General features: G+C 53.2%; 27 protein-coding genes and 2 tRNA genes. 14 read left to right on the top strand and 15 right to left on the bottom strand.

Annotation, left to right across the window (positions count from 1 at the left end; translation table 11 throughout):
• The first annotated feature begins 52 nt into the window (after positions 1 to 52).
• Together Q3V30_RS13650 and Q3V30_RS13655 are read left to right on the top strand one after the other, a co-directional pair.
• Positions 53 to 277, top strand: coding sequence for a DUF2594 family protein (locus Q3V30_RS13650; protein ID WP_306206518.1), 225 nt, complete (start codon positions 53 to 55; stop codon positions 275 to 277).
• Positions 278 to 351: 74 nt separating this feature from the next.
• Complete coding sequence (locus Q3V30_RS13655; protein WP_306206520.1) at positions 352 to 690, top strand: GlpM family protein; 339 nt, start codon at positions 352 to 354, stop codon at positions 688 to 690.
• Here the strand turns inward: Q3V30_RS13655 and Q3V30_RS13660 are convergent.
• The 3 genes from Q3V30_RS13660 to Q3V30_RS13670 form a co-directional block, all read right to left on the bottom strand.
• Positions 687 to 1,313 (bottom strand): acyl-homoserine-lactone synthase, encoded by a 627-nt coding sequence (locus Q3V30_RS13660; protein ID WP_306206522.1) that lies wholly within the window; start codon positions 1,311 to 1,313, stop codon positions 687 to 689. The genes Q3V30_RS13655 and Q3V30_RS13660 overlap by 4 nt on opposite strands.
• 128 nt (positions 1,314 to 1,441) lie before the next feature.
• Positions 1,442 to 2,164, bottom strand: a complete 723-nt coding sequence (locus Q3V30_RS13665; RefSeq protein WP_306206524.1) for an autoinducer binding domain-containing protein — start codon at positions 2,162 to 2,164, stop codon at positions 1,442 to 1,444.
• A gap of 794 nt (positions 2,165 to 2,958) precedes the next feature.
• Positions 2,959 to 3,657, bottom strand: a complete 699-nt coding sequence (locus Q3V30_RS13670) for an extensin-like domain-containing protein (RefSeq protein WP_306206526.1) — start codon at positions 3,655 to 3,657, stop codon at positions 2,959 to 2,961.
• Between the two features lie 206 nt (positions 3,658 to 3,863).
• On the opposite strand from Q3V30_RS13670, the gene cycA reads away from it, so the two are divergent.
• A complete protein-coding gene (gene cycA / locus Q3V30_RS13675) occupies positions 3,864 to 5,258 on the top strand; it encodes a D-serine/D-alanine/glycine transporter (RefSeq protein ID WP_306206528.1) in 1,395 nt (464 codons plus the stop codon).
• Positions 5,259 to 5,291: 33 nt separating this feature from the next.
• On the opposite strand, the gene rutR is transcribed toward cycA, so the two are convergent.
• The gene (gene rutR, locus Q3V30_RS13680; protein WP_306206530.1) at positions 5,292 to 5,951 is read right to left on the bottom strand and encodes an HTH-type transcriptional regulator RutR; all 660 of its coding nucleotides are present in this window, start codon (positions 5,949 to 5,951) and stop codon (positions 5,292 to 5,294) included.
• A 279-nt stretch (positions 5,952 to 6,230) separates the two neighbouring features.
• On the opposite strand from rutR, the gene rutA reads away from it, so the two are divergent.
• From rutA to rutG, 6 genes are read left to right on the top strand one after another with little or no spacing between them, the layout of a single operon-like run.
• Positions 6,231 to 7,322: a pyrimidine utilization protein A gene (gene rutA / locus Q3V30_RS13685; RefSeq protein ID WP_306206533.1), complete on the top strand. Its 1,092-nt coding sequence runs from the start codon at positions 6,231 to 6,233 to the stop codon at positions 7,320 to 7,322.
• Complete coding sequence (gene rutB / locus Q3V30_RS13690) at positions 7,322 to 8,068, top strand: pyrimidine utilization protein B (RefSeq protein ID WP_306206535.1); 747 nt, start codon at positions 7,322 to 7,324, stop codon at positions 8,066 to 8,068. The genes rutA and rutB overlap by 1 nt, the downstream gene beginning before the upstream one ends.
• A gap of 18 nt (positions 8,069 to 8,086) precedes the next feature.
• Complete coding sequence (gene rutC, locus Q3V30_RS13695; RefSeq protein WP_306206537.1) at positions 8,087 to 8,473, top strand: pyrimidine utilization protein C; 387 nt, start codon at positions 8,087 to 8,089, stop codon at positions 8,471 to 8,473.
• An 11-nt stretch (positions 8,474 to 8,484) separates the two neighbouring features.
• A complete protein-coding gene (gene rutD / locus Q3V30_RS13700; protein WP_306206540.1) occupies positions 8,485 to 9,336 on the top strand; it encodes a pyrimidine utilization protein D in 852 nt (283 codons plus the stop codon).
• 13 nt (positions 9,337 to 9,349) lie between these two features.
• Positions 9,350 to 9,874 (top strand): NADH-dependent FMN reductase RutF, encoded by a 525-nt coding sequence (gene rutF, locus Q3V30_RS13705; protein WP_306206542.1) that lies wholly within the window; start codon positions 9,350 to 9,352, stop codon positions 9,872 to 9,874.
• Positions 9,875 to 9,923: 49 nt separating this feature from the next.
• Positions 9,924 to 11,249: a pyrimidine utilization transport protein G gene (rutG, locus tag Q3V30_RS13710; RefSeq protein ID WP_306206544.1), complete on the top strand. Its 1,326-nt coding sequence runs from the start codon at positions 9,924 to 9,926 to the stop codon at positions 11,247 to 11,249.
• Here rutG and Q3V30_RS13715 read toward each other — a convergent pair.
• Complete coding sequence (locus Q3V30_RS13715) at positions 11,246 to 12,172, bottom strand: DMT family transporter (protein WP_306206545.1); 927 nt, start codon at positions 12,170 to 12,172, stop codon at positions 11,246 to 11,248. The genes rutG and Q3V30_RS13715 overlap by 4 nt on opposite strands.
• 95 nt (positions 12,173 to 12,267) lie before the next feature.
• Positions 12,268 to 12,456 carry a con-10 family general stress protein gene (locus Q3V30_RS13720; protein WP_306206546.1) on the bottom strand — a complete coding sequence of 63 codons (189 nt, stop codon included), beginning with the start codon at positions 12,454 to 12,456 and terminating at the stop codon, positions 12,268 to 12,270.
• A 352-nt stretch (positions 12,457 to 12,808) separates the two neighbouring features.
• On the opposite strand from Q3V30_RS13720, the gene wrbA reads away from it, so the two are divergent.
• The 3 genes from wrbA to Q3V30_RS13735 all read left to right on the top strand — a co-directional run bounded on the left by wrbA (position 12,809) and on the right by Q3V30_RS13735 (position 15,197).
• Entirely contained in the window at positions 12,809 to 13,408 is a 600-nt protein-coding gene (gene wrbA, locus Q3V30_RS13725; RefSeq protein WP_306206547.1) for an NAD(P)H:quinone oxidoreductase, read from the top strand.
• A 12-nt stretch (positions 13,409 to 13,420) separates the two neighbouring features.
• On the top strand, positions 13,421 to 13,651 hold the full coding sequence (locus Q3V30_RS13730) for a YccJ family protein (protein ID WP_306206548.1): 231 nt from the start codon (positions 13,421 to 13,423) through the stop codon (positions 13,649 to 13,651).
• A 172-nt stretch (positions 13,652 to 13,823) separates the two neighbouring features.
• Positions 13,824 to 15,197: an NAD-dependent succinate-semialdehyde dehydrogenase gene (locus tag Q3V30_RS13735; RefSeq protein ID WP_306206549.1), complete on the top strand. Its 1,374-nt coding sequence runs from the start codon at positions 13,824 to 13,826 to the stop codon at positions 15,195 to 15,197.
• 53 nt (positions 15,198 to 15,250) lie between these two features.
• On the opposite strand, the gene Q3V30_RS13740 is transcribed toward Q3V30_RS13735, so the two are convergent.
• The 8 genes from Q3V30_RS13740 to Q3V30_RS13775 form a co-directional block, all read right to left on the bottom strand.
• Entirely contained in the window at positions 15,251 to 16,420 is a 1,170-nt protein-coding gene (locus tag Q3V30_RS13740; RefSeq protein ID WP_306206550.1) for a phospholipase D-like domain-containing protein, read from the bottom strand.
• A 61-nt stretch (positions 16,421 to 16,481) separates the two neighbouring features.
• Entirely contained in the window at positions 16,482 to 17,123 is a 642-nt protein-coding gene (locus tag Q3V30_RS13745; protein ID WP_306206551.1) for a MotA/TolQ/ExbB proton channel family protein, read from the bottom strand.
• 19 nt (positions 17,124 to 17,142) lie between these two features.
• Positions 17,143 to 19,377: a TonB-dependent receptor family protein gene (locus tag Q3V30_RS13750; RefSeq protein WP_306213207.1), complete on the bottom strand. Its 2,235-nt coding sequence runs from the start codon at positions 19,375 to 19,377 to the stop codon at positions 17,143 to 17,145.
• A 33-nt stretch (positions 19,378 to 19,410) separates the two neighbouring features.
• Complete coding sequence (locus Q3V30_RS13755; protein ID WP_306206552.1) at positions 19,411 to 20,169, bottom strand: energy transducer TonB family protein; 759 nt, start codon at positions 20,167 to 20,169, stop codon at positions 19,411 to 19,413.
• A 1-nt stretch (position 20,170) separates the two neighbouring features.
• A complete protein-coding gene (locus Q3V30_RS13760; RefSeq protein ID WP_306206553.1) occupies positions 20,171 to 20,578 on the bottom strand; it encodes an ExbD/TolR family protein in 408 nt (135 codons plus the stop codon).
• A 498-nt stretch (positions 20,579 to 21,076) separates the two neighbouring features.
• The gene (gene agp / locus Q3V30_RS13765) at positions 21,077 to 22,726 is read right to left on the bottom strand and encodes a bifunctional glucose-1-phosphatase/inositol phosphatase (RefSeq protein ID WP_306206554.1); all 1,650 of its coding nucleotides are present in this window, start codon (positions 22,724 to 22,726) and stop codon (positions 21,077 to 21,079) included.
• A 290-nt stretch (positions 22,727 to 23,016) separates the two neighbouring features.
• A tRNA-Ser gene (locus Q3V30_RS13770) sits at positions 23,017 to 23,104 on the bottom strand.
• 227 nt (positions 23,105 to 23,331) lie between these two features.
• Positions 23,332 to 23,419: transfer RNA gene (locus Q3V30_RS13775), tRNA-Ser, on the bottom strand.
• 217 nt (positions 23,420 to 23,636) lie between these two features.
• Between Q3V30_RS13775 and yccA the strand changes: the two genes are divergently transcribed.
• Together yccA and tusE are read left to right on the top strand one after the other, a co-directional pair.
• Positions 23,637 to 24,293: an FtsH protease modulator YccA gene (gene yccA / locus Q3V30_RS13780; protein WP_306206555.1), complete on the top strand. Its 657-nt coding sequence runs from the start codon at positions 23,637 to 23,639 to the stop codon at positions 24,291 to 24,293.
• A gap of 151 nt (positions 24,294 to 24,444) precedes the next feature.
• Positions 24,445 to 24,771 (top strand): sulfurtransferase TusE, encoded by a 327-nt coding sequence (gene tusE, locus Q3V30_RS13785; RefSeq protein ID WP_306206556.1) that lies wholly within the window; start codon positions 24,445 to 24,447, stop codon positions 24,769 to 24,771.
• Positions 24,772 to 24,832: 61 nt separating this feature from the next.
• Here tusE and yccX read toward each other — a convergent pair whose 3' ends face one another.
• Positions 24,833 to 25,111, bottom strand: coding sequence for an acylphosphatase (gene yccX / locus Q3V30_RS13790; RefSeq protein ID WP_306206557.1), 279 nt, complete (start codon positions 25,109 to 25,111; stop codon positions 24,833 to 24,835).
• Positions 25,112 to 25,186 lie beyond the last annotated feature (75 nt).

A 25,186-nucleotide genomic window follows, 5' to 3' on the forward strand; every position in this document is an offset into this window, starting at 1 on the left:
TTCAGCGGGCGTTTATAACCCGTTGAATCAGAGATGACAAAAAGGAGAAATCATGAGCAACACTGACTTTTCAACCAGCGAAGAGACAAAAACCCTGGCGGAAGAGATGGCCTGTATGAAAGCGCTGGTCACCTTCATGTTAAAAGGGATGGGACAGGCCGATGCCGGTAAAGTCATCATTAACATGGAGCGCTACATTGCCCAGCTGACCGATCAGCAGCAGGCGGACGTTTTCAGCAGCACTATCAAACAGATTAAACAGGCTTATCGCCAATAGATCTGCCGTCTGGCCCATTGCTTTTCATTCCCCATTATAAGATGGTTATCTTTTATCTCTGAATGAATGGAACAATGGGCTTACTTTTCAAAGCAGTACTGGGCGCACTGGTAGTGGTGCTCATCGGAATGTTATCAAAGACCCGCAATTACTATATCGCCGGTCTGCTGCCTCTCTTCCCCACTTTTGCGCTGATAGCCCACTACATCGTGGCAACTGACCGTGGTACAGAAGCACTGCGAACCACGATTATTTTTGGCATGTGGGCCATTATCCCCTACTTTATTTACCTGCTTTCGCTCTGGTACTTTGTCGGCATGATGCGTCTTCCTTTTGCCCTCACCAGCGCCGTAGCCTGTTGGTGTCTGGCCGCCTGGCTGCTGATCACCCTGTGGGCCAGATTCCAGCATTAGCGGTTGCGCGCCCCCCAGCTAACAGAGACGCCCAGCGTAGGCAGCACCTCTTCCGGGCTGAACCGGCGGGCGCCATGGAACTTCGCTGCCAGATGGGGCTGCTTTACGGGGATCCTCACCGCAAACAGATTATCCTCTGACTGGATCACGCCGGCTGTTAACGGTTCATATATTACCTGATGCTGTTCAAACATCTGTTCCAGCATGGGGGTAGCCGCACTGTAAAGAGCGTCAATCCCAGAGTGCTCGGCAAGCTGCACGCTGTGCCATAAAATAGTGAGCGGCAGCTCTGGATCAATGTCCAGTTTGGCGGAGAAGCGCGACATTTCCCAAATTGGATCGGAATTTTTACTTTTCCTCTCCTGCATCTCAATGCCTGGACCAGTTTCCGGATCCTGCCACTGCATTAATCTTGCACAACCGCAAATCCCATGCTGAGCATGCCAGGCGATCAGCCAGTTCACATCGGAACGATCGAAGCGATCGTACTCCTGGCCAGGCGTACTCAGACGTGAAGGAATAGACCACCCTTCCCCACGGGCAAAGACGTTGTAACGATAGCTTCCTAATTCTGCCAGTAATGAGGATGGCATGTCCTTAAGCTTGGTTTGGATAATTTTCATTATTAATCCCCTGTCGCATTCCCTCGTGAACGCCGCTCCTCACGGCTCGATCAGGGCTGCTACCCTGCGCGCAGGGTAGACAACCGACTGGCCCCTTGATACTACCAGATCTGGTAGTTGCATCTTTTTTAAAGGAGTCCGATTGCCGCTGCATAAGAGGCCACTTGCGTTTTATTAGGTGCATTGCACTTCTTCTGCATATTTTTTTGATGAAAATTAACCGTATTTTCAGAAATCGAGAGAATAAGTGATATTTCTGCTGAAGTTTTCCCTTCTGCAGTCCACTTAAGGATTTCTAATTCTCGCTGGCTCAGCTGCATATTCGTCACTGACATAGAAATATCTTTAACACGTTGTAACGCCTCAAGCGACAGTACCGTTAAATACTGTAGTTTAAGCTGTTTCTCAGGCGTTAACATAATCTTTTCAAATGTTTTACCTGATGCCATAGACAATATTCCTGTGGCACGATTTTCAGCCATGGCCGACGCTGAGAAGCCGGAGTGAATACCGTATTCTCTTGCCGCATCAAACACTTTTCGGCCACTTTTACTTAATTCTTCGTCCCATAACAAAATTTTTCCTGCGCTCTGGCAAATTTTGATAACTGGGTCTATAAGCGCCAGGTTTTCCTGTTGATAATAGCGCACCCACTTCTTCGGATAACTGCTGAAAATAGTTATCTGAGGCCGGGTAAAGGGCACAGGATGACGAATATAGAGTGCATAATAATCGAATCCCAGTTTCCCTGCCTGCTGTCCGATAAGCGCTGTTATACCTTTCGAATCTGAAAGCTGATTGAAGACTAACTGCATTTCATCACGCCAGCTGAAATAATCTTCAGATTTCATTCAACCCTCGTCCAGACAGTAAGAAACGCTTCTCGGTTTATAAATCTTTCTCTTTGAAAGAGAAAAGTGAATAAAAATGCATAAAAAAGAGCTTATTCCCGTTAATTTCCCCAGGCGCGAGGATAACTGGCAAATAAAAAATCGCGCATCCTGTGACCAGTAAAAAAGCGGCTCATTAAAAAACCCAGTGGCCGTCAGGGAGTTTTGATGAGCCTCTTCATGCCTGTGATTTTTCGCACTGACATCCTCTAAAAGATTACCGTCTCGCTAAACTCACGACCCGATTAGAATAGGATTTTTCCTGAAAATATTCAATAAATTTGACCGCTTACTCTGTTCTGTCGAGTTCTAAAGTTTTGCACAATTTTGCGCTGAATGGAGCAGGCGTATGAACTTTGAGAAACATCCCACCCCGCCAAACAGATGATAAAATGGGGTTTATTTATTGCAATTCAACCGTTTGGCTTTTTGATTATTGATTAATTTTTTTGTACAAAATCCACCATCTTTCCCGACTCGACCAGGGTGGTCTGGCATAACAGTCAGATTTTTCGTAGCTTTTAATTAGAAAGCGGAGCTGCCGTTCATTTTATGAACATCGTAAAAAATGAATATTTTTACTCTGATTAGGTTGAGCGTACGCTTTTTACGGGCCTCCGCGTTTCGCTTTATTTTCTCCATCAAAGAGAGCTGAAGATATTGTCACCGGGCAGAGGTGAAAAAATAGCGCTACTGGCAGGCTTCTTTTTACCGGACCCGCTATCAATTTATGTTGAGGGGAAAGGCCCCCTCATTTAGCGACATACGCCGAAACCACGCATGCCGAGATGAAAATGGTTAGCATGGGCGGCGTTGTAGTCCGGACCCAACGAGTTGCCATAATAGTCGCAGCTCTTTTGAAAAACCTGATGCAGCCAAAGGGAATCTGCTTCCTGCCGGGGCCAGGCTTTCAGTACGCCAATCTGCTTACCGTTGGCTAACCGGAAGCCAGCAATATCCAGCGCGTCTGCGGTTGCGTGCTCACTGAGTCGCCCCTGAGCACGATGATAGATATTGCGACAGGCATAGCTGCCCAAATGATCAATTCGCACCAGAGGTGATCCCAGTTCAGCCGCCGCTAAAGGTTTTGCTGCCTGCGTAATAAACATTGTGGAACTCAAAGCGAGAGAGCAACTTGCCAGAAAGCTTGAGCTCAATCGCACCTCACCAAAGCTCTGTACGCGCACGGGCGCAGGTAACGGACAATTGCCATGGGTGGCGGCTGGCTGGGTAAAGCGTATATAGCCTTCCCGCTGAGCAGTCTGTAATACAGCGAGGCAACCGGCTGGATTATCTGCCAGCCGTTTTATTTTATAGCGAGTGATAAACGTGGGGGCATCGGTCACTCTGAGTGGCGTGAAAGGATTCCATTCGGAAGGAAGATGTTTTGCAAACCAGGGCGCTACAGCCAGCAGCAGTAAAATTACCCCAGCCAAAGCCAATAAACCTTTCATAGTGTTATTTCCTTCGCCTGCTAAACCACAGATTTTGCAGGGATATCAGTACGGCCGTTCCGAATGAAAAAGTGTAGCGGCGTTTTTGTGCAATCAGTCTGGTTATACCGAACTTTACCTGTCTTCAAAGGGGTTTTACGTTAAGATTTGCGCCGTAAAAGCCTTAAGAGCTGACATAACATCACGTAAAGGACAGGAAACCCGTTATGGTTGACCAATCAAAAGAGACGCTTCTTAACGAAGAAGCCCCGGGCGAGCTCCGGCGCAACTTACATAATCGTCACATCCAGCTTATTGCGATTGGCGGCGCCATCGGTACCGGCTTATTTATGGGCTCTGGCAAAACCATCAGCCTTGCAGGCCCGTCGATCATTTTTGTCTATATGATTATCGGCTTTATGCTGTTTTTCGTTATGCGTGCCATGGGCGAACTGCTGCTGTCGAATCTGGAGTATAAATCTTTCAGCGATTTTGCCGCGGACCTGCTTGGCCCCTGGGCTGGTTACTTTACCGGCTGGACCTACTGGTTTTGCTGGGTCGTCACCGGCATCGCCGATGTGGTGGCGATCAGCTCCTATTTCCAGCTCTGGTTCCCCAACTTTTCCATCTGGATGAGCGCCCTGCTCTGCATCTTTGTTTTTCTCTCCCTGAACATTGCCACGGTTAAGCTGTTTGGTGAGATGGAGTTCTGGTTCGCCATTATCAAAATCGTTGCCATCGTAGCGCTGATTGTCACCGGCATTGTGCTGGTGGCGATGCATTACCCTTCGCCCGGTGGTGGCACCGCAGCCATCAGCAATATCTGGGATCACGGTGGGATGTTCCCGAAAGGGCTGAGTGGCTTCTTTGCCGGGTTCCAGATAGCGGTCTTCGCCTTTGTGGGGATTGAACTGGTCGGCACCGCCGCCGCCGAAACGCACGACCCGAGAAAAGTGCTGCCGCGTGCTATAAACGCCATCCCGCTGCGTATCATTATGTTTTACGTGCTGGCTCTGCTGGTGATTATGGCGGTCACGCCGTGGAACAGCGTCGTGGCGGATCGTAGCCCGTTTGTTGAAATGTTCATGCTGATTGGCTTGCCTGCGGCGGCAAGCATCGTTAACTTCGTGGTACTGACGTCAGCAGCCTCGTCCGCTAACAGTGGCATCTTCTCCACCAGCCGTATGCTTTATGGCCTTTCACAGCAGGGCGTTGCGCATCGTCGTTTTGGCCTGCTTTCCAGACGGGCGGTGCCCACTACCGGCCTGTTCTTCTCGTGCCTCTGCCTGCTTGGGGGCGTTGCGCTGATCTATCTGATCCCGAACGTGATGCAGGTGTTCACGCTGGTAACCACCGTTTCAGCCATCCTGTTTATGTTTGTCTGGACGATCATTCTCTGTTCTTACCTTGCCTACCGCAAAAAGCGTCCGGAACTGCATGCGAACTCCGCTTATAAAATGCCGCTGGGCACCTTTATGTGCTGGGTCTGTATCGCATTCTTTGCTTTTGTACTGGTGCTGCTGACGCTGCAGGAAGATACCCGTCAGGCGCTGATGGTGACGCCGGTATGGTTTATTCTGCTGGGGATTGGCTGGTGGTTACGCCAGAGGAAAAAGGCATAATGCCGATCGGCGGGCCGCCAGGCCCGTCGCTATTTACCGCACGCGGATCCCTTCAATCACCATCCGCTGCACATTCTCTACCGTCTGGTTAAAGAAGCTTTCATTGCTAAGCGTCTGACCGGTTACCGCTTCCACCTGACTCGAAAAGTCCGCATAGTGCTGAGTGGTTGCCCATAACATGAAAATCAGATGATGAGGCTCAACGGCCGCCAGCTTTCCTTCCTTTATCCATCCTTCAATCACGGCCGATTTCTCATCCACCAGCGCTTTTAAATCCCCTTCCAGCTCACCTTTAAGCAGGGGTGCGCCCTGCAGCATCTCCATGCAAAACAGACGCGAAGCCTGGGGATGGTCACGTGAAACTTCCAGTTTAAGCCGGATATAGTCCCTGATCGCCTCCAGCGGCTGCTGATCCACGCGCAGCGCGCGCAGCGGCGCCAGCCAGACATCCAGAATCTCTTTCAGCACGGCGATATAGAGCGCCTCTTTGGAAGGATAGTAATAAAGCAGATTCGTTTTTGAAACGTCAGCGCCTTCCGCCACTTTATCCAGACTGGTGCCGTGTACGCCATATTGCGAGAACAGTGCCAGTGCCGCAGTGAGGATTGCCGTACGTTTCGCGGCAACGGCTCGCGAGCGGCGCGTGGGCGTCGGTAACTTATCTGTAGAATTCACTGAGACCTCATTCTCCATGTGGGGTGCCCGGATAATAGCAAACCTCCCGCTGTGGGCCTAATGCACTTAAATAGATCAAACTGCCTGATTTTCGTGCAGCCATTTTTGACCAAATGGTCCATTTCAGACCGCCTGCTCTATAACATTTTAATGCAAATTTTTTAACTTACTGATAATCAATCAGTTAATTTTGTTGGCACAGCCTTTGCAACTTCCTTGCTGAGCGCCGCTTCAGGGAGAGTGCAGGATGCACCGCAGCGCAGGACTTAACCCTAACGCACACCCAGAGGTATCCCAATGAAAATCGGTGTATTTATCCCAATCGGTAACAATGGCTGGCTGATCTCAAACAATGCCCCGCAATACATGCCTACCTTTGAGTTAAATAAAGCCATTGTGTTGAAGGCCGAGCACTACCATTTTGATTTTGCCCTGTCGATGATCAAACTGCGCGGCTTCGGCGGTAAAACGGAGTTCTGGGATCATAACCTTGAATCTTTCACCCTGATGGCTGGCCTGGCAGCGGTGACCTCACGTATCGAAATCTATGCCACCGCCGCTACCCTGACATTGCCTCCGGCCATTGTGGCAAGGATGGCCTCCACGATAGATTCCATTTCCAACGGACGCTTCGGCGTGAATCTGGTGACCGGTTGGCAAAAACCCGAATATGAGCAGATGGGGATCTGGCCCGGCGATGAGTACTTCTCACGCCGCTATGACTATCTGACAGAATATGTCTCCGTGCTGCGGGACCTCTGGGGCACCGGCAAGTCCGATCTGAAAGGCGAGTTCTTTACCATGAACGATTGCCGGTTAAGCCCGCAGCCGCAGAAGCCTGTCAAAGTGATTTGCGCCGGTCAGAGTGATGCAGGTATGGCTTTTTCCGCAAAACATGCGGACTACAACTTCTGCTTTGGCAAAGGGGTAAACACGCCAACCGCTTTCGCCCCTACCGCAACCCGCATGAAGCAGGCGGCGGATGAAGCCGGACGCGATGTCGGCTCCTTCGTGCTGTTTATGATCATCGCCGATGAAACTGACGAAGCGGCGCGGGCCAAGTGGGAGCACTACAAAGAGGGCGCAGACGAGGAAGCGCTGGCCTGGCTGACCACGCAAAGTCAGCAGGACAAAAAGTCCGGCAGCGACACCAACGTCCGTCAGATGGCCGACCCCACCTCCGCGGTGAATATCAATATGGGCACGCTGGTAGGATCTTTCGCCAACGTGGCCCGCATGCTTGACGAAGTGGCAGCGGTTGAAGGAACTCAGGGCGTGCTGCTGACTTTTGATGATTTCCTGCAGGGCATTGAAAACTTTGGCGAGCGTATTCAGCCGCTGATGCAGTGCCGGAGTAATACCATTGAAGCCGCGAAGGAGGTTGCGTAATGATCAGTAAAGAGCCGGTTGTTTGTACCACTGCATCCACGAAAAACAGCATCACGCTGCCAGCGCGCCCAGAAGCTATCGCCTTCCCTCCGGAACAAACTGCACTGATTGTGGTGGATATGCAAAATGCCTATGCCACAACGGGGGGCTATCTGGATCTGGCTGGCTTTGACGTCTCTGCCACCCGCCCGGTAATCGATAATATCAATATCGCGGTCACTGCCGCCCGCGAGGCTGGCATCCAGATTATCTGGTTCCAGAACGGCTGGGATGAACAGTATGTGGAAGCAGGCGGTCCTGGGTCCCCTAACTGGCATAAATCCAATGCGCTGAAAACCATGCGCCAGCGTCCGGAACTGGAAGGCACGCTGCTGGCAAAAGGCGGCTGGGATTATGAGCTGGTGGATCAGCTTCAGCCGCAGCCTGGCGATATCGTGCTGCCTAAGCCTCGTTACAGCGGCTTCTTTAATACCTCGCTCGACAGCATGCTGCGCAGCCGCGGCATACGCCATCTGGTGTTTACCGGCATCGCCACTAACGTCTGCGTGGAGTCCACGCTGCGCGATGGCTTCTTCCTGGAATATTTCGGGATTGTGCTGGAAGACGCAACCTATCAGGCTGGCCCTCCCTTTGCACAGCAGGCAGCGATCTTCAACATAGAGACTTTCTTTGGCTGGGTGTCGGACGTCACAACGTTCTGCTCTGCCTTGCAAAACGAATCTGCCCCCATCAAACAGACGGCATAAGCCCTGAGCGAGAAAATCATGCCAAAGACCATTATTACACCGCCGGGGACGGGCATCCCAATTGCGCCTTTTGTCCCGGGTACGCTCGCGGATGGCGTTGTCTACGTCTCCGGAACGCTGCCGTTTGATCAGGAGAACAACGTTGTTCATGTGGGGGATGCCGCAGCGCAGACCCGCCATGTCCTGGAGACCATTAAAAGCGTGATTGAGACCGCCGGTGGCACCCTGGAAGACGTGACGTTTAACTCTATTTTTGTCACTGACTGGAGCAATTACGCCGCGATCAACAGGGTTTATGCGGAATATTTTCCCGGCGAAAAACCAGCGCGCTTCTGCATCCAGTGCGGCCTGGTAAAACCAGACGCGCTGATAGAGATCGCCAGCATTGCGCACATTGGCAAATAGCGGAGAAGAGTATGCATATTGAGCTCTCTGGTTTGACTCACCCGGAAGCCAGAACGCTGGTCCTCTCTGCCGGGCTTGGCGGTCTGGGGAGCTTCTGGCTGCCACAGATGAATGACCTGCGACAAAAGTATCGCGTGGTCACTTACGATCAGCGGGGAACAGGTCGTTCTCCCGATACGTTGCCGGAAGGATACAGCATGGGCGACATGGCTGCCGAACTGGCTGCTGAGCTGGCCGCGTCAGGCATCGATCGTTATGACGTTATCGGCCATGCGTTGGGTGGCATGGTAGCCATGCAGCTCGCCCTGGACTATCCGCAGCGCGTTTCCCGCCTGGTTATCGTCAATGGCTGGCTGCGGTTAAATGCCCATACCCGCCGCTGTTTCAGCGTTCGTCAGGACCTTCTGCTAAATGTTGGCGTGGAGGCCTATGTCCGTGCGCAGCCGCTGTTTCTTTATCCGGCTGACTGGCTGGCAGAGAATCAGGCCCGTATTGAAGCTGAAGATGCTCTGCACGCCGCGCATTTTCAGGGAACAGAAAATTTGCTGCGCCGCCTGAATGCGTTGATGGCGTGCGATTTTAGTGAGCTCGCCAGCCGTATTACTCAACCTGTTTTAGCGATCTGCTCACAGGATGATCTACTGGTGCCCTGGCGCTGTTCGCAGGCGCTTTATGAAGCACTGCCGCAGGCGTGGCTGGAAAAAATGCCCTGGGGCGGTCATGCGATGAGCGTTACGGATAGCGCGCTATTTAACCAGCTGTTGATGGCGTGGCTGGAGGAGACTTCACCCGCTGTCACTCAGAGTGAACCTTCGTCGACAGAGCAGTCACGCCCTGTCTCCTTTGCTGCCCGCACGCTGTAATAAGGAACTGATTATGTCTCTGGCAACCCTGTCACCTGCTGTTACTGCGGGTGTGGAAAAACAAGATTTTCGTAATGCCATGGCGCGCCTGGGTGCCGCCGTCAACATCATTACCACAGATGGTCCGGCTGGCCGGGCGGGATTTACTGCCTCTGCCGTTTGCAGCGTCACCGATACCCCACCAACTCTGCTGGTCTGTCTGAACCGATCCGCTTCCGTTTATGAGGTATTCAAAGCCAATCAGCAGCTCTGCGTGAACACCCTGGCGGCGGGTCACGAATCCCTGTCGAACCTGTTTGGCGGCAAGACGCCAATGGCGGACCGTTTTATCGCGGCGGAGTGGTCAACCAGCGTCACCGGCTCGCCCGTGCTGGCTGGGGCCGTGGCCTCTTTTGACTGCAAAGTGACTCAGGTGATGAGCGTCGGCACTCACGATGTACTGGTCTGTGAGGCGCAGGCGCTGATTTACAACGATCACACCCATGGCCTGATCTATTTCGACCGGGGTTATCACCGTTTACAGCGGCAGGAAGTCTGAAACGCCGCCCCTGCGGTTAATGCTTTATTCACTTCTTTTGGAGAAGACGATGGCGAGTTCCTGGTTTCCTCAATGGCGTAAACAGTCCGCAACGGCGCAGGGTTTAGTGGCGCCAGATGAAACATTGCCGCTGGGACAAACGGTGATTATGGGGCTTCAGCACGCGGTGGCGATGTTTGGCGCCACGGTGCTGATGCCGTTACTGATGGGGCTTGATCCCAATCTCTCAATTCTGATGTCGGGCGTGGGAACGCTGCTGTTTTTCCTGATTACCGGCGGACGAGTGCCGAGCTATCTGGGATCCAGCGCGGCGTTTGTTGGTGTGGTTATTGCGGTTACCGGTTTCAACGGCCAGGGGATCAATCCCAATCTCGCGGTGGCGCTGGGCGGGATTATTGCGTGTGGCCTGGTCTATATGCTGATCGGCTTTGTTGTGATGAAAGTGGGCACCCGCTGGATTGAAAAACTGATGCCACCGGTGGTCACGGGCGCCGTGGTGATGGCTATCGGGCTGAATCTGGCGCCGATCGCGGTACGCAGTGTTTCTGCCTCCATGTTCGACAGCTGGATGGCGGTGATGACCGTGCTCTGTATCGGGGTGGTTGCCGTGTTCACCCGAGGCATGGTGCAACGCCTGCTGATCCTGGTCGGACTGATTGTGGCCTGTGCGATTTATGCCCTGCTGACCAACGGATTGGGTTTGGGCAAAGCGGTAGATTTCGGCCTGCTTGCCACCGCGCCCTGGCTGGGCTTTCCCACCACAACCTCGCCTCTCTTCGACAGCCATGCCATGTTTCTGATTGCGCCAGTTGCGGTGATCCTCGTGGCGGAAAATCTTGGGCATATTAAAGCCGTTGCCGGGATGACGGGTAAGAATCTTGATCCCTATATGGGACGAGCCTTTGTGGGCGACGGTCTGGCAACGATGCTCTCTGGCAGCGTGGGCGGCAGCGGAGTTACCACCTATGCCGAGAATATCGGTGTGATGGCGGTGACAAAAGTTTACTCCACGCTGGTCTTTGTGGCGGCGGCGGTGATCGCCATTCTGCTGGGCTTTTCACCAAAATTTGGTGCATTGATCCACACCATTCCGGCTCCGGTTATCGGCGGCGCATCCATCGTAGTGTTCGGACTGATTGCCGTGGCTGGCGCGAGGATCTGGGTACAGAACAATGTCGACTTGGGCCAGAATAACAACCTGATCATGGTTGCGGTTACGCTGGTGCTGGGCGCCGGGGATTTCGCGCTGAAAATCGGTAATTTCACCATGGGAGGCATCGGCACGGCGACCTTTGGCGCCATTATCCTCAATGCTATTCTGACCCGCCGTACTGCCGCGCTGAACAGCAGCGGCGTGGTGCATCAGGATAACTAGTTTGCCTTAACGTCATCAGGCGAAGGCTGGTCCTTCGCCTTTTGTTTACGCTTCAGCTTCAACTCGCTTACCAGCACGCCCAGTACGATAAGCGCCCCGCCCAGCAGCGCCGCAGCGGGAAGGCGTTCGCCCGCTATTCTGCCGACAATACCCGCCCATACCGGCTCGCCTGCATAAATAACTGTTGCCCGCGTAGGTGAGACGCTTCGCTGCGCCCAGTTCATGGTGACCTGAATAAGCGCACTGGCGATGCCCAGCCCAATGGCGCTGAAGAGTAAATAGGGCGAAAAGGAGGGAACGGTTTCACCGTTTGGTATCATCAGCATAAACGCCAGCAGCGATGCAAAACCCAACTGGACCACAGTGACTCTTTTCACGTCTACTTTGCCGGCGCTGGCGCTGATTAAAATGATCTCTGCCGCAATCGCCAGCGTACTCAGCAGAGTAGCCAGCTCACCCGCCCCAAAAGCCAGCGAGTTGCCATCGGGGCCAGCCAGCAGCAGCAGGCCAATAAAGGCCAGCGCCACGCCAATCCATGACATAACGCCCGGCAGCCGCCCGAGAAAGAGCCACTGTAGCAGCGGCACCAGGGGCACATAGAGCGCAGTCAGAAAAGCTGATTTACTGCTGGTAATAGTCTGCATCCCATAAGTTTGCAGCCCATAACCGCAACCGATAGCAGCCCCAATCAGCGCGCCTGACTTAATTTCCTGCCGGGTGATCCCTCGTAATGAGCGCCACGAGATTGCGCCCAGCAACAGTGCAGCCGTGGCAAAACGCACGCCGACAAAAAAGAAGGGGCCGCTGAAGCTCATAGCATGATGGACAGCCAGAAACGTACCACCCCAGATCATAGTGATGACGATCAGGGTGATTTCCTGGGGCGAAAAAGCGAGTTTATAGCGCGAGAGTAAGGCAGACATAGCTGGCTCGGACAGGGATTTAACGCCAGTTTGCCGGGCCAGAGGGGTCACTGTCCAGATGTACCGCCGGGAAAACCCGGCGGTTTCAGAAGGCGTTACGCATTATCGGAGGATTTGCTGCGACTTCCCCGACTGTTACGCCCTCCTTTTTCACCCGCAAGAGAGGCGCGCTGAGGGTCATTTTTGAAATTTCCCCCGCTCGCTTTGCCGCCTTTGCGCCCTGCTTCTGATGCTCTTTTACGATCTTCAGCGAAATTTCCCGATCCACCACGATGTTCAGCCATTTCAACCCTCCGAATAGTTAAGCCATCATACTGCATTAGCACGGTCATTATCGTTCTGACCGCTTGAGAACAGAGGCGTGCGGGACGCCCCTGCCAAGTGATTAAGCATAGATTAACAGCACCGACGTGCTAAGAAATTGTGCGAAAAAAGCGCTTGCTCTGCGGATAAAAGCGTCAAACCCTCTGATGAATAATATTATTACTGCTAATATTTTTTATCGTTGTCCCCTGCCTGACTGCTCAGCTTTCAGGCAAATGAACCGCATCTCGCTGCAGAGGCGGCTACCCTCTTCTATACTGTCTCCAAGGCTCACAAGCCGTTCACCCACCAACGACGTTAACGAGGGAACTGATGGCGAAAATTCTTGTGCTTTACTACTCCATGTATGGGCATATCGAAACGATGGCCAATGCTGTAGCCGAAGGCGCCGGACGCGTTAGTGGAGCGGAAGTGACCATTAAACGCGTTCCTGAGACAATGGATGCAGAACGTTTTGCTCAGGTGGGTGGTAAAACGCATCAGGCTGCTGCGGAGGCAACTCCCGAAGAGCTGCCGCAATATGATGCGATTCTGTTCGGCACGCCAACCCGTTTTGGCAATATGGCAGGCCAGATGCGTACCTTCCTTGACCGGACGGGAGGCCTCTGGGCTTCTGGCGCGCTGTACGGCAAACTCGCCAGCGTTTTCGCTTCGACCGGTACAGGAGGGGGACAGGAACACACCATCTCTTCAACCTGGACCACGCTGGCGCACCACGGCATGGTTATCGTGCCGATTGGTTATGGCACCAAAGAACTTTTTGATGTTTCACAGGTACAGGGTGGAACCCCTTACGGCGCAACGACTATCGCCGGCGGCGATGGTTCGCGACAGCCCAGCGAAGCGGAGCTGAATATCGCCCGTTACCAGGGTGAGTATGTCGCCGGACTGGCCGTTAAGCTTAATTCATAACAGGAGATCATTATGGCAACGCAACAATCAAAAGAGCATCGTGTAGGCGAATGGGCAACCCTGCGGAACACCTCCCCTGAGATTGCTGAAGCCATTTTTGAAGTGGCTGATTATGACGAAAAGGTCGCAGAGGGCATCTGGGAACAACAAGGGAGTGATGAAGTGCTTCTTCGCGCCTTTGATAAAACCGATAAAGATGTGCTGACCTGGGACAATATTCCGGTCGAACGAAAAAACGTTTAACCGGTAAGATTAGCAAAAAGGGCGGATTTTCCGCCCTTTTTGCCGTTTTAAAGCTTAAGAAACCTCCGAATAGCCCATACGGTAACGTTGTGAAATTACGGGTTCTCAACCAGGCTTTAACCATCTTTCTTTTTTGCCTGAACGCCAGGCCGATTACACCAAGGAGCGAACTATGTCTTATCAGACAATAAATCCCGCAAGTAATAAGCTGATTAAAACCTGGCCGGACCATAACGAACAACAGGTTGAACAGGCGCTGAAAACCGCTGACGATCTCTATCATTCAGAGTGGTCTAAAGGCCCGATTCAGCCACGCGTGCAGGTACTGAAAAAGCTTGCCGATCTGATTGATGGCCGTGTTGATGAGCTGGCGAAAGCGGCCAGCATCGAGATGGGCAAACTGATCAACCAAAGCCGCGGAGAAGTAAAACTTTGCGCGCAGATTGCCCGCTACTACGCTGAAAATGCAGAGCGTTTTCTTGCGCCGACGCGCTATCCCAGCGATCTGGGTGAAGCCTGGGTCGAGAATCACCCGATTGGCGTGCTGGTGGCGGTTGAACCCTGGAATTTCCCCTTCTACCAGTTGATGCGCGTGCTGGCGCCAAATCTGGCAGCGGGCAATCCGGTTCTGGCAAAACATGCGGCGAACGTCCCGCATTGCGCCACGCTGTTTGAAGAGCTGGTCACGGAAGCGGGCGCGCCGAAAGGTGCCTGGACCAATCTTTTCATCAGCAGCGAGCAGATAGCGGCACTGATTGCTGACGATCGGGTGCAGGGCGCAGCGCTGACCGGCTCCGAACGTGCCGGGAGTGCCGTGGCACAGCAGGCTGGCAAATACCTGAAGAAAACCACGCTGGAGCTTGGCGGGAATGATGTCTTTGTGGTGCTGGATGACTGCGACCTTGATAAAGCCGTGAAGGCTGGCGCAGCGGCCCGTCTCAGCAACTGCGGACAGGTTTGTACCGCTGCCAAACGCTTTATTGTGCATGAAAAAGTAGCTGATGCTTTCCTGGAGAAATTCAGCCAGGCGTTCCGCGAAATCAAAACTGGCGATCCGTTAGATGAGACCACCACACTGGGCCCACTCTCCTCTTCCTCTGCCCGCGATACGCTGGTGAAGCAGGTTGAGCAGGCTGTGACGAAAGGTGCGAAGCTGCATCTAGGTGGAAAAGTCATCGAAGGCGAAGGCTGCTTCTTTGAGCCAACGATCCTTACCGGCATCACCCGCGATAATCCGGCTTATTTTGAAGAGTTCTTCGGCCCGGTTGCGCAGGTCTATGTGGTTAAAGATGATGAGGAAGTGGTGAAACTTGCCAACGACTCGCACTATGGTCTGGGCGGTGCGGTGTTTACGCAAAATATCGAGCGCGGTAAAAAACTCGCTTCGCGCATTGAAACCGGCATGGTTTATATCAACTCTGCCAGCGATACCGCGGCTGAACTGCCGTTTGGCGGCGTGAAGCGTTCCGGCTACGGTCGCGAGCTTTCTGATTTGGGTATCAAAGAGTTTGTTAATCAGAAGCTGGTGGTTGTCAGCGCCGGTTAACATCCAGTAAACAAAAAAGCGGAGCACCCTGCTCCGCTTTTTTTATGCCCCGATTAAGGGCCGCTTCCCAGAGGCTGGGTCTCCGGGTTCAGCTCATGAGCATAATCGCTTTGCCACTGCTGGTTAAACAGGTTATCCAGTCGCCCGGTAAGAGAGATGTCGTTAACCACCACTTCCAGATTCCGCGAATTATCCAGATAACCCCCGCTCCAGTTACTGGTTCCCACCCAGCTGTGGGTGCCATCCAGCGTCATGACCTTACTGTGCAGTACGCGCGCGTAGGGAATCGGACCGCTGCTGGCTTCAGGGATATGCACATAGCGGACGCTGATATTGGGCAGGAGCGCCAGGCTTTTCAGGTAGCTAAGCGCTGGCGGATGCAGGTTCCAGTCAGCAACCATCAGGTTGACCTGCGCGCCGTGCGCGGCGGCAGTGCGTACCGCGTTATCGATCACCGGGTAATACTGACGCACCGGCCCCTGCCCATAAGCCAGCGGCGTGTAATCCATCACCATAATATTTACCTGACGTTTTGCAGCACCCAGCAGGGATGTCAGCGCCAGCTCAGAGTCCACTATCCCTGAAGGATTCCATGCCCGTGGGCTGGCTACCAGCTGGATGCCAGGCCGGTCGGTGAATGGCGGAGAGACGAAGTTATCGGCTTTAACTGCCTCACCAGCGGCGAGCCTGCTCTGAAGCTGCCAGTCATGGTCAAAGAGGCTCTGCGCCTGCTCCACGACTTTGGTCTGGGAGATGAGCAGCCCTGTTTCATGGATATGCTCCAACGAGCGCCAGTCCATATTCTGACTGCCTACCCAGGCCTGTTTTCGATCCACCAGCAGGTATTTAGCGTGTTGAATACCGCCCGTAAGCTGGCCAAAAGGCATCAGGCGAAAGGTCAGATTGGGGATCGCTTTCAGCATGGCCAGCGTTTCCGGTGTGGACATTCCGATCCCTTTCTCCTCCATCAGAACGCGGATCTTCACGCCCCTTTCGCCCGCCTTACGCAAATGATCCAGCGTCTGATTAAGCCGGGAGCCGTTATTACCGGAAACATAAAAGGCGGCAATATCAATCTGCTCTCTGGCATGATCAAACAGCGACTGCCACACCGCCTCAGCGGGGCGAAGGTCGCTTGCGCCGAGCGAAGTCTCTGCCGGCGCATTGAACACCAGTTCCCATAAAGGCGCAGCGGCATGGACACTATTTCCCAGACAAACCATAAGTGCTATTCCCGCAGGCCAACGGCGTGACCTGAGCCACGCCATGTTTTTAACAGAGTATTCAGGCATAACGGTTCTTCTCTACCTCTGCCATCCGCGCGTGCCCTGAACCAACATGTGCGCCAAGAGTTGCACGGATCAACAGGACCTTAAACTGCTCCTGAATGGCTTCCATGCGGCTTTGCAGGAAATTGTTGCCCAACAGGCAGAGCAGCGCAATGGCGATCCCCAGCGCCGTGGCGTTCAACGCCGTGCCCATTCCGGCTGAAACCTGGCCTGGGTCGGAGACACCTGACGCCGCCAGCGCTTTAAATGTATCAATAATCCCCATCACCGTTCCTAACAGGCCCAGCAACGGCGCGGCGGTAACGATGGTTTCCAGCAGCCAGATCCCCCGGTTAAGCGAGGGCTTGCAGTTCAGGTACTGCTGCTCGGTGAGATCGCTTAGCGCTTCACGATCTCGTGCTGTCGCCTGATCCATTACCGGCGTAATCATTCGCAACGCCAGCGAAGGGCGGGAACGAAGATTGTCAGGGAGCTGGTTAATCTGGGTGATGTTATCACCCAGAGCCTGCTGCAGCTGACGCGCATGCCGGTGCGTCCAGCCATAGTAAAGCGTGCGTTCGATCATGATCACTACCGCGATGACCAGCGCGGCATACATCACCCAAAAAATAATATCGTGCATCAGGGTCGCGTTCATCTTTATCCCGTCTTTACTGTCAGAAAGTGGTTTCCAGCGAGGCGTAGAAAGTCCGCTCCTCACCAATGTTGTAGTAAGGCGTATCGCCACTAAGGCCATTCTGCGCCACGGAGTTGCTGGCTACCGTGCGGGCGGAACTCAGGTACTCTTTGTCAAACAGGTTGTTGATGCCAAAACGCAGCGTGGCACTTTTGACAATTTTCTTGTCAATCGGCAGATAGACCCCGGCACCCAGGTCATAAACCGTACGGCCGCCGATTTTCTGGTCATTGGTTAAATCACCGTAAAACGCGCCCGTGTAGCGGCCAGTGACATTGCCGTAGAAGAGGCCGTCGTCATAGCCCAGCGTGGCGTTGAACATATTTTTGGGGATGTTTGCCAACTGCTTACCGCTGGTAGAGAGCGTGCCGCCTTTGGCACTGATGTCATCCTTCTGCTCAGAATCCGTATAGGTGTAGGCGGTGTGATAGTTGAAGTTATAAGGCAGCTTGCCGCCCCACTCCAGCTCCAGCCCTTTATTGACCACGTCACCTACGTTGATCAGGATGTCGTCGTTATCGGCATTTTTGGTGGAGAACTGGCGGTTTTCAAACGTCAGATAGAACAGCGTGGCGCTGACCAGCATCTCTTCATTCTGCAAGCGCCAGCCCAGCTCATGATTCCAGCTCAGCTCAGGCTTGGTGTTAATCGAATCGCCGGTGTTATAGAGCACATAGTTCATTGGCGTGCGCATATTGCGCGTCAGGTTATAAAACAGCTGCTGCTCCGGCACGAATTTCCAGCTGGCGTTAAAGCTGGGCAGAAATTCGTGGTATTTGGCCTCGGTTCTGGCCGGTTCAGCGCTCAGACTGCCGTGGTTCTCCCCAATACGCTGCACATATTCATAGGCCAGGCCGCCGCTGAAGGTCCACTCCGGCGAGAAGAACCACGTATCCTGCGCCCAGATGCGGTGTGCTGGCGTGGTGGTGTTCTGATTACGTCCCTGCACCGTGTTGCCATTGGCATCTTTGACCTGATCCGAGCCACCCGGCTCACCCCACAGCTCCGCTGGATTACCGTCGCTTTTGATACCGATGTAAGGCTGGGTTTGACGCTGGCGAGCACGCTCGTACCAGTAGCCAATGTCCAGGCTGTGCTGGTCGTTAATATCCCAGCGCAGCTTGGTGGTAATACCCGGCCGCCAGGTTTGCGTCCATGACGGTCGGTAATAAGTGTTGCTCTCCAGCTCGCTGAGATCGTACATCCCTGCCCTGTCGCTGGTGGCAGAAAGGGTGCTGGCGGTCTGGCCGTTAAAGCTTCCGCCATTGCCGTAATAATAATAGGGCTGGATAGTCAGCGCTAAATCGTCACGCAGCTGCAGCTTCTGCGTAAAGGAAACAGTCATGTTTTCAAACGGATTACGGTTAATTTTATAATCGTTCGCCACGCTGCCATCAGCGTTATAGGTGATGCCGTGGCGATAGTCATAACGGTGGTCGCTGTTGAACTGATCGCGGCTGGCGGTGTTGTAGTTAACCAAATCCTGACGGTTGAATTTCACAATCAGGTTGCTGCTGTTGCCGCCTTCATCTTCATACAGCGTATTAAACTCCAGCTTATCTGCCCGCTGGCCGCCCTGACCTTTCCACTTGTCCGCCTCGGTATGGGAATAGGAGAGCCAGGCGCTGAAGCCGTCATGCTCGCCAGTTTCCACGCGGGCGAACGTTTTACTCAGGCTGTTGCTGCCCATCGTTTGCTTAACAAAAGCGCCAAACTCTTTGGACGGGCGACGGGTGGTCATCGCTATATTGCCGCCGCTTGAACCGATATGGGGGCCATCCATCTCTGATGATCCCTGAGTCACAAACATGCCATCAATATTTTCGATATCGCCCAGCAGGTTTGGATAGCTGGCGTAGTTACCGGAGTCATTGATCGGGATACCGTCAATCGACAGTCCTATCTGGTCGGAATTCATGCCGCGCATGGTGTAATCAAACCCGCTCAGACCGACGGAATCATTACTGTTCACGTTAATACCCGGGGTGTACTTCAGGCGGTCAATGGAGTTGGTCGCGCCCCCCAGCTTATCGATAGCCTCTTTGGTTACGGTTGAGCGCGCTTTGGCGCTATCCTCCTGCACCATCATTCCGCCGCCCAGCGATTGCCCTTCAACGTTGATGCTGCCTACGTCGGTTGTGGTGGTATCAGCCGCCTGCGTCGACAGCGCGGTCAGAACCGCCAGCGCCACCGCTGAGATCGAAAAACGCTTCATCATTTGTCATCCTTTGGCAATGTTGTGGTTGTTTTAAGGCGCCGAATAGTTGAACGTGGCGCTGAATCTTTTACTGTTTTGTCCTGAATAGGCCTCTGCCGGGAACGGCCTGACCTGCTTCATCGACTGCAATGATGTCAAGGCTGCACGGTTCAACAGCATGTTGGATGCGCGTTTACTGATGCCTGAGGCCAGCACCCGCCCGCTGCGATCAACTTCCAGCCAGACTTCTACCTCTCCTTTCGGACGCTCCAGCGCAGCCTGACGGCCGGTGGGATAGCGTTTGCTCTGTTCCAGCACGCCCCGAAGCGCACTTTCATAACCTTTTTCCTGCGCGCCATTATTGACGGGGGGTTTGGGCGCGGCAGGCGTAGTGGGTTGTTCAGGACGCGTTGCAACTGGTGAAGCGGGAGTGACCTTTTTCACCTGCGCGGTCTTTTGCACCGGCGCAGCCTGCTTTACCGTTTCTCGTTTTTTTACTTCAGGCTTACGCGGCTCCGGCTTGCGAACCGGAGGCGGCGGTGGCGGTGGCGCGTCAACCGGGACGGGCGGCTCCTCTGGCGGCGCAGGTTCAGGTTCTGGAAGAGGTTCCGGCTGGGGTGGTTCAACCGGCGGGGGTGGTTCAGCTACGGCCTCCGGCGCTGGTTCAGCCAGTGCCAGTTCCATGGTGGTTTCATCATAATGAGGCTGAATTTTCAGCGGTGCCTGCTGGCTTGCCTGGTAGATCGCCAGCAGGACGATTAAGCCCGGAAGCCAGCTGAGCAGATGGCGGATGCGATAAAGCCAGAACATATCAGCGCTTCCGGGTGGCAATAGAGATGGAGTAAAAACCGCCCAGTCGCAGGGTATCCATAACCTCCACCAACCGTTCAACCGGCACGCTCTTGTCGCTGCTGACGATCAGAGTCGTTTTTTCATCGCCTTTCTGCTGCTGTTTCAGCGTCTCCACCAGCGAGGCTAACGGCAGATCTTTGCCATCAAGCTGCAGCACGTTATCTGCGCCGAGCGTCAGAATGGCTTTCTGCTGCGGTTTGAGTTCCTGCGTGCTGCGGGCAGAAGGAAGCTGAGTTTTCAGCCCCTGAGAAGGAATAACGTTCAGACTGATCAGCACAAAAAAGACCAGAAGAAACATCATCACATCGATCATGGGGATCAGTTCGATGTGGGCCTTTCTTTTTTTAGGTTCGTTCCAGTTGCGCATGACGCCTCCCATAAAATCGGAGGGCCAAATATAGGTAGCAAATATTTACTTTTTATTACCTTTTAACGCATCGATATACATATTAATGTCAATTAACTGACACAATGGATGGTTCAAGCCTTTGATTTATATCAGTTAAGATTTCAAAGGGAAACTATTACCTTGATTGATAAAATATAAAGATAAATAAAATCAATCACTTGAATTTGTAACCTTTGCAGATTGCATGAAAATAGTGGGTGTAATCCACGCTATGATTGCGATGCAAGCTGCAACAGATAAATTTGCGTTATCTTTTTTTGAAAAATTATTAGGATTAATCTGGCTATATAGTGAAGGGAAAAGGGAGGCGGTAATGCCACACAGGAGTTGAGAAGGGATTAACTGTATATGGACCTGGAGAAAAAGCGCGTAATGGCAGGGCAGCTCAACCTGTGTTATCGGAAAAAAAACCGCTCCCTGAGGGAGCGGTTTTTACTGACTATAAGCGCTTCAGGATTATTTTGATTCAGCCGTAGCAGCATTCTTGCTGCTGTCAGCTTTCTCCGCGTCAGCCGCTGCCGGAGCAGCCTCGCTCTTTGGCTCTGCAGCCGGGGTTGTCTTCGTGTCAGCCGCTTTTTCGCCTGCTGCGTTATCAGCAGCGGCTTTATCTGAGCCAGCTTTCTCTTTGGCAGGCTGGGCAGCAGCAGCTTTGTCTGCTTCCGCTTTGGTTTTTGCAGCCTGCTCCGCTGCTGCTTTATCTGCAGCGGCTTTTTCTGCCGAGGCTTTAGCCTGTGCCGCTTTATCCGCAGCCGCTTTGTCAGCAGCAACTTTTGCCGCCGCTACTTTATCGGCCGCCGGTTCGCTGGCTTGTGCCGGTGCAGGCGCAGCAGCTGGCTGAGGAGCATTTACTGCCATCGGCGTCCCCTGAATCGCTTTATTGAGTACCTGGGTAAACTGATCCCACGGGCAGAAACCGTTGGCATCCGTTGGGCAGCCGTTCATCTGCAGGGTGACGCGCTCAGGTGGGGTATCCAGCGAAAGTGGCGTGGCGTTACGTAACTGTTCGGTACTCTGATAAACGTATTCGACTTTTACCAGCTCACGATCGTTTTTCTTGTCATGCCAGCGCTGGAACTGAATCATTCCGCCAATAGGCGTGCGCTCATTCTGTTCTGGCAAAGTGTAAGGCTTGAAATCTAACGCTGTCAGCAGTGAAGCGATGTTGGAATCATGGCCAACCATCAGGGTCACTTTCGGTGCGCTGGCTTTATCTTCATCCACCAGCATGCTGCGAATGTAGTCAACCAGCGGAGCGGCCACATCACGCGCCACTTCTGGCGAGGTGAACAGCGTATCCTGATAACCATTTTTAATGGCAGAAAGCTCTTTCCACTGCTCAGGCGTTTTGATCTGCCCCCAGGCAACCTGATCCAGCGGCATACCTTCATAATATTGCAGAGTGAACGCATCAACCAGCGAGTTACCTACCTTCAGCGGGCCAGAGACGTTGGGCTCTTTGCCATTTTCAGCGCTGAATTTGTTTTGATTGTCGCTGGAGAGATCGCACTGTTTTTTGCCCTCACAGGCGGGTGCATTTTTGTAATCGATGATTTTTTCAAGACGCTGGAAGGCGGGTTTCAGAGCCAGCTTCTCGCCTGCGCCGTTCATTGCCGTCAACGCCTGCTTATTGAAGGCTTCGCTACCATCGGTAATAACCGGATTGAACACCGGATCCATCGTGCCCATCTCATCCTGATGCGAGACAGGAATATCACAGCCCGGGAAGGCACCGGTAATAAAGAACTGAGCGGTAGCAACCGTGCGTTGCAGGCTGTTGGCATAAGCGTAAACTTCGTCAGTAGTCGGGCAAACATCCTCTTTGAGCAGCCCCTGCTGAGCCAGCCATTCACGGGTATAGCGGCCCATATAGACTTCCAGCACGCCACCTTTAGTTGTTAACTGCCCACCCGGTACGTCCCATTTTGGCCAGGCCTTTTTGCTGGACTGCGCCAGAACGCTGCCATTGTCGGCCAGCGGCGCGCGCAGATTGTGGCGGCTCATCATTAACACTTGCTCAAGCTGGTAATCGTCGTCAGCAGCATAGGCTGAGGTCCCGGCCACTGCCGAGCAGACTGCTAACGCGCAAAGACTGAACTTTTTAATCATGTGTTTTTCCATTGATTCAAGGGTAAAGCACCCGGCCGTATAATGGCGATGCGGTTGGGAAAAAGGCTCGCAACGGCGTTCGCAACGGCGCCTGAAAAAGAGGCCAGGCGTGGGCATTGGTGCTGAGAATATAGCAGAGTATCGCCTTTGCCGTTTAGTCGCATCAGGAGATTGAAAAGAAACGATATGTTTTTTCGGAATGCTTTACCTGGAAGGGGCGCAGAGAGAAATAGCAGGCAGGAAAGAGACAAAGCAAAACGGGCCAGCTTACGCTGACCCGTCAAATTTGATGGTGGAGAGGCAGAGATTCGAACTCTGGAACGGTTTCCCGTCGCCGGTTTTCAAGACCGGTGCCTTCAGCCACTCGGCCACCCCTCCACGCTGTTACCAGTTGCTGTTACCGGGAAGTAGCTGATACCTCCTGAACAACTGATGGCGCGCAGTATAGGGGATAGCGTTTAGTTTGCCAAGACTATTTTTAGCTATTTTGTTGAATCGATGCACTTTTATCCAGGCGGACGGTCATCCCTGCTCTTTTCAGCAGTCGGCCCATTTTTGCTGCGCATAGCAAAACGGGCCAGCTTACGCTGACCCGTCGAATTAGATGGTGGAGAGGCAGAGATTCGAACTCTGGAACGGTTTCCCGTCGCCGGTTTTCAAGACCGGTGCCTTCAGCCACTCGGCCACCCCTCCACAATGAGGCGAACTATAAACATCCTCTTTGGCGATGTAAAGTCAGTTTTGGATCGGATGCCTGAAAAAGCAGCGAATACGTTTTTTTTGCTGTTATTATCGCCACCCCGCTCACAGAAACAGCGGCAGGCCGCGTAAAGAAGGGTAAAACGTCTTTCCCCGCTTCGCTGCGCTCCCTATTCTCACAGGTAAATTGGTGACCCTGAGAGGTATTATTATGGATCGCATTGTTTCAAGTACCCACAGCAGTTCGTTAATTACCACTCACAAGGTGCTGCGCAATACCTATTTCCTGCTGGGACTGACGCTGGCCTTCTCCGCCGTAACAGCAACCCTGAGTACCGTCTTCGCCCTGCCCGCGCCCGGTTTTATTCTGATGCTGGCTGGTTTTTATGGGCTGATGTTTCTGACCTACCGCCTGGCTGACAGCCCGACCGGTATCCTGGCGGCCTTCGCCTTTACCGGTTTCCTCGGTTACTGTCTGGGGCCGATGCTCAACTCGTTGCTCTCAGCGGGCATGGGAGATGTCATTGGTCTGGCATTGGGCGGCACGGCGCTGGTGTTCTTTAGCTGTTCAGCCTACGTACTGACCACCCGCAAGGATATGTCGTTCCTGGGCGGAATGATGATGGCAGGTTTTGTGGTGCTGCTGGTTGCCGTAGTAGCCAACCTGTTCCTCAATATTCCGGCGCTGCATATGGCGATCAGCGTAATGTTTATTCTGTTCTCCTCAGGGGCCATTCTGTGGGAAACCAGTAACATTATTCATGGCGGCGAAACCAATTACATTCGCGCCACGGTCAGCCTGTATGTTTCGATCTACAACATCTTTGTCAGCCTGCTCAGCATTCTGGGAATGTCTCGCAGCAACTAAGCTCTGTTTTATACGCTAAAAAAGCCCCGCCTCTGCGGGGCTTTTTTTGTCACTTGCAGGCACCTCTTTATCATTCCTGCATCCGGGACTATCCAGCCAACAAACCCGTTTGCTAAACTGGGACGCTTGGTAAAACGACAGAGGCAACAAAGTGTTATTTCAGGGTAAAGAAATCGAACGTGATGCGCAGGGTTATCTGAAATCCACTGCGGACTGGTGTGAAGAGATGGCACCCCAACTGGCCGAAGAAGAGGCCATTGAGCTGACAGAAGCTCACTGGGAGGTGGTGCGTTTTGTTCGCGCGTTCTATCTGGAATTCAATACTTCTCCGGCAGTGAGGATGCTGGTTAAAGCCATGGCACAAAAATATGGCGAGGAAAAAGGCAACAGTCGTTACCTGTTCCGTCTTTTCCCCAAAGGCCCGGCCAAACAGGCTACTAAAATTGCGGGTCTGCCTAAGCCTGCGAAATGCCTCTGAAAGTTTTCAACACCGACCTGATAAGTATGCTGCAGCTGTTTCAGGACAGAGTCTTCCCGGTTCAGGCAGTGGTAAAGCTGTCCGGCATTTGCCGCGGCTGATGTGGCTCTTGAAGCACTTTTTCAACGTTTGCGCTTCGGGGGCCGCCCGCTTTCAACCAGCTAATCAGTGCCTGTACCTCTTTTTCCTCGCCACAGGCCAGCACTTCCACGCTGCCATCGTCCAGATTTCTGGCGTAACCTTTTACCCCCAGCTCTTTGGCCTGACGCTGAGTGCTGTAGCGAAATCCAACGCCCTGAACCGTGCCGTGCACCCAGGCTCTTACGCAGACAGTAGTCATATTTCCTCTCCATTGATGACGCAGATTGCATTTTCCCGGCTTGCACCGGACAATAACGTCTGTTTTTCTGACTTT

The organism is Erwinia pyri, from assembly GCF_030758455.1.
Lineage (GTDB): Bacteria > Pseudomonadota > Gammaproteobacteria > Enterobacterales > Enterobacteriaceae > Erwinia > Erwinia pyri.